Source organism: Halomonas sp. AOP30-A1-24 (assembly GCF_052378165.1).
Classification (GTDB): Bacteria; Pseudomonadota; Gammaproteobacteria; order Pseudomonadales; family Halomonadaceae; genus Vreelandella; species Vreelandella citrativorans.
In genome coordinates, this window is record NZ_JBQSXL010000058.1 from 1 (window position 1) to 4094 (window position 4094).

At 47.0% G+C, this 4094-nt stretch carries 2 protein-coding genes and 1 pseudogene; all 3 read left to right on the forward strand.

From position 1 onward, the window contains the following. On the forward strand, positions 1-1577 hold a 1577-nt coding region (locus tag ACT3TJ_RS17680; protein WP_444666102.1), incomplete at its 5' end, for an FkbM family methyltransferase. Between the two features lie 44 nt (positions 1578-1621). Next, positions 1622-1934, forward strand: a pseudogene (locus ACT3TJ_RS17685) (transposase); the annotation flags it as partial. A 257-nt stretch (positions 1935-2191) separates the two neighbouring features. After that, positions 2192-4078: a flagellin N-terminal helical domain-containing protein gene (locus tag ACT3TJ_RS17690; protein ID WP_444622820.1), complete on the forward strand. Its 1887-nt coding sequence runs from the start codon at positions 2192-2194 to the stop codon at positions 4076-4078. Positions 4079-4094: the final 16 nt, after the last annotated feature.

Consider the following 4094-nt stretch of genomic DNA (forward strand, 5'->3'; position numbering starts at 1 on the left):
GCGCACAGACGAATAAAAAAACTACAAACTTGTGGGAGCTTGAGGAGCCAATCCAGGTAGTGGATGTCGGCGCAAACCCTATTGATGGAACGCCGCCTTATGCCGGGCTTCTTAAGCGTGGTTTGGTGAGTCTAGTGGGTTTTGAGCCACAGAAAGAGGCCTTGCAAAAGCTGCTAGAGATGAAAGGCCCCAATGAAACGTACCTACCACATGCGGTTGGCACCGGCGAGCGGACTAAACTTTATATCTGCCAAGCTTCAGGCATGACTTCAACACTTAAACCTAATAATCAGGTGCTTGATCACTTTCAGGGCTATCCGATTTGGGGGAAAGTTAAATCGATCGAAGAAATCGATACTGTCCGGCTGGATGATGTCGCTCAAATTCAGAATATCGATTGGTTAAAAATTGATATTCAAGGCGGCGAATTAAATGTTTTCAAAAATGCTGAAAATAAGCTAAAAAATGCATTGGTTATTCAAACTGAAGTAAATTTCATACAGCTTTATGAAAATCAGCCTCTTTTCGCTGAGATTGATCAATGGATGCGCGCAAATGGCTTTATGCTGCACACGCTTTTGGAGCAAAGAAGGCGCCTGTATGCGCCGATGAAAATCAATGGTGGAATTCATCAGGGTATCAATCAATTGACAACTGCGGATGCAGTTTATGTGAAAGATATTAACCGGGTGACTGAACTCACTGAAGATGAAGTTAAAAAGATGGCTTTCATCTTACATGAGGCTTATGGAAGTTATGATTTTTCTCTTCGCTTGATAAAAACTTTCCTGGTTGATAGTTTTGAAAATGAATATGTTAAAAAAGTAAATAAGCAATTGCCTTTAGTTGTAAATAAAAATGTAGATTTTTCTTTACAGCATTGCTTTGTTGTGGGTTGTGGGCATACAGGCACCACATTGATTGCAACGATTCTGGGCGAGAATGATGCTATATATTCGATTAAAAGAGAAACAGGCTGGTTTTTAGATAACCAAGATATTGATAGTGATTTGTATAAAGAGGAGTTGCTCGCCAGAGGGTTGTGTAGTGATTGGCTTTGTGAAAAAACACCTCGCCATGTGTATTGTTATGAAAAAATAATGGCGAGATTTACTGATGCTAAATTTATAGTAATGACAAGAGAAGCAAAAGATGTTGTTGCTTCAATCAAAAATCGTACTGGCGATTTTTCTCAGGCATTGAATCGATGGCTAAACGATAGTAAGAAGTCTCTGGAGGTAAGTAGGCAGAAAAATTCGCTTTTGATACACTATGAAGATGTTGTTATCGATACCGAGAACACTATTCAAAAAATGTGTGACTTTTTAGGTGTTCCATTTTCTCAAGCCATGCTTAACTACCATGAGTCAAAAAAGGACTGGTTTGGCGTCCATCCGCAAAAAACTGATGGCAAGGGTGAGCAAGCTCACTTAGAGCGCCGTGCTTGGCAAATGCAGCAGCCAATTCAAGATAGAAGGGGGATTTGGAAAGATATATTAACCAAAGAAGAAGCAGAAACGGTTGATGAAGCATCTAGAAAAATTATGCTTGAGTTAGAGCGTATTTCAAAACCTTGAAAAATGACTTTCTCATTTGCAGCCTGAACGTATGACTTCAAAGGTTGTTTCAGACGAACTTTGGGCCATTTCTGTTACCTACGCCCCAAGTCAGTGCTCGTGGCGGCAGGTCACCTATAGCCTATCGCACTGCACTGACAGGCATTGTTTTCGTCCTTCGTTCAGGCATTCCATGGCGCATACTGCCGCAGAAAATAGGAGTGGTTCGGGCGTCACCTGCTGGCGACGATGACGGGATTGGCAGCAAGCAGGTGTATGGAATGCCTGCATCAAACCCTCTTGCAGCCATTGCACAGCGCTGACAGGCTCGACTGGTCAAGAGCTTGCATGGACAGCGCTACCGTGTCAGCCAAAAAAAGGGCAGCTATCGGCGTCGACAACCTTGCTGGATCAATCATGCCGTAGGCGAAACATTCAACCCCGTATCGCGCGGTGAGGTGTTGAAACGTGTTTTTGGCAGATTTTTTAGTTGTGTGCATAGATTCTGTGGATAAGGGGAGGGAGTTAATAGCTCTCCATACCTGACGACCAGTTGAGTTCTTGTAACTCACTGGTAAAGTTTTTTATAGCCGGGCCGATAAGCAAGTAATTACTACTAATAGGCAGGCCCGTTAATGGCGTCGATCCATACCAATTTGCCATCTATGAACGGCCAGGCGAACCTGAAGCGTAATCAGTCTGCGCTGGCGACATCCATGGAGCGCCTTTCATCCGGCTTGCGTATCAACGGCGCTAAGGATGATGCCGCAGGCCAGGCAATTGCTAACCGCATGACCAGCCAGATTAGCGGGCGCGGCATGGCGATGCGTAATGCCAACGATGGCATATCGTTGTCGCAAACCGCACAAGGCGTGCTGGAGGCGGTGAACGGTAAGTTGCAGCGTATCCGTGAGCTTACTGTGCAGGGATTGAGTGAAATTTATAACGGCGAAATGGGCGACCGTATCCAGGCGGAGATTAATCTCAACCTGAAGGAAATCGAGCGCTTGAACCAGGTTGCCGAATATAACGGCATTCCGCTTCTGGATGGCACAGCGGGGCATCTTTCCCTGCAAGTAGGCGCCAACGATGGCGAAACCCTGAACGTTAATTTAGGCGCCCCCGGCTTTAGTGTGCAAACACTGGGGCTTAAGGATTTTACCTTTCAGGGCGAACCCGGCACCATCACGCATACTGACACACTGCCGGGCCGCTCGGCGCGTATTCCTATCGACGATGCGGAGTATTCACGCGTTGCTTATGTGCCTGCTGATAACGAACCACATTTAGTGCGCTTCAATAACCGCGATGTTATCCAGCTAGGTGGCGATGGCGGGCAGCTTAAAAATGTATCGATTAGCGCATCACACGATACGGATACCCGCAATAACGACGTAACGATTAATGTTCGAGAGGCAGTGACTGAACGCACATTAGGTGAAGTTATATACTCCCGAAGCGCTGTCGACTTGGACGGCAATAGTTGGCCGTTAGGTAGCGCGGATATCGTACGTTCGGGAGGAGAGTATTGGATAGCGCGTGGGAGCGACTATACGCCCGTTGAACTTATCATGGATAACAGCCAGCGAAGTGTGGTGGCTCAGGTGCTGGAAGACACGCATGTAGCCCCGGCTGATATGCCAGGCCCCATTAGTGAAGTACGTTATATGCCAGCAGTGCAAAAAGGCAGCGCGGACTATAGCCTGACTCTGGATGGTCAGGATGAAAGCAACAGCGGCAGCATCTCTCTAGTACAGTTAAATAGCACTTATTATGTCGAAGAGCAGTTGGCGGGGGAGCAGTATGCGTATTATCCCGCTGATGTGACCAGCCAAACAGGTGGTTCGGAGAGTACGTTCACCGTGGTAAGTGAGCGTACACCAATGGGGGCGGTCACCGACCAGCCTTTTGTTGCTGGGTCATCGTTCGTGCATTTTAAGCCGAGTAATGCCAATGTGCAGGTTAACTATGTCGAGTTAAACGGCACAACGCATCAAGATGTCATGGCAGCTGAGCCTGAAAATGGTTACGTGTTTAATTTAAACGCCTTGTCAAATGGCAGCGGTGCGATGAAAACAGCCAACATCGTGCTGAACCAAAAAGGCGAGCATTTGCTGCAAACCGTTAATGGAAACGGTGACGTAATCCTTTATTACCCAGTGCGTAGTTCACTGAGTACAAACGTGGATAACAACCTGACCACGGTAACAATACGTGAGACAGATGAAGCACGCCGCATCCGCAACCCTGCTGATCCACTGGCGACATTAGACCGAGCAATCGCCCAAGTGGATAACAAGCGCAGCGAGTTTGGCGCTCTGAATAACCGGCTATTAGCCATCATTGAAAATCATGACGAAACCAATCGTCACCTTTCTGCCGCCCGCTCGCGTATTATGGATGCTGACTACGCGGTGGAAGTGGCCAACATGACCAAAGCACAGATTCTGGAGCAGGCAGGTACGTCTGTACTGGCCCAAGCGAACCAGGTTCCACAGAACGTGCTTTCTCTGTTGGAGTAATTGAGGCTTGAGGATA

What these genes read in the sequence shown, in the direction of transcription:
- ACT3TJ_RS17690 (WP_444622820.1), top strand. Translation starts at nt 2,192, where the DNA reads ATGGCGTCGATCCATACCAATTTGCCATCTATGAACGGCCAGGCGAAC.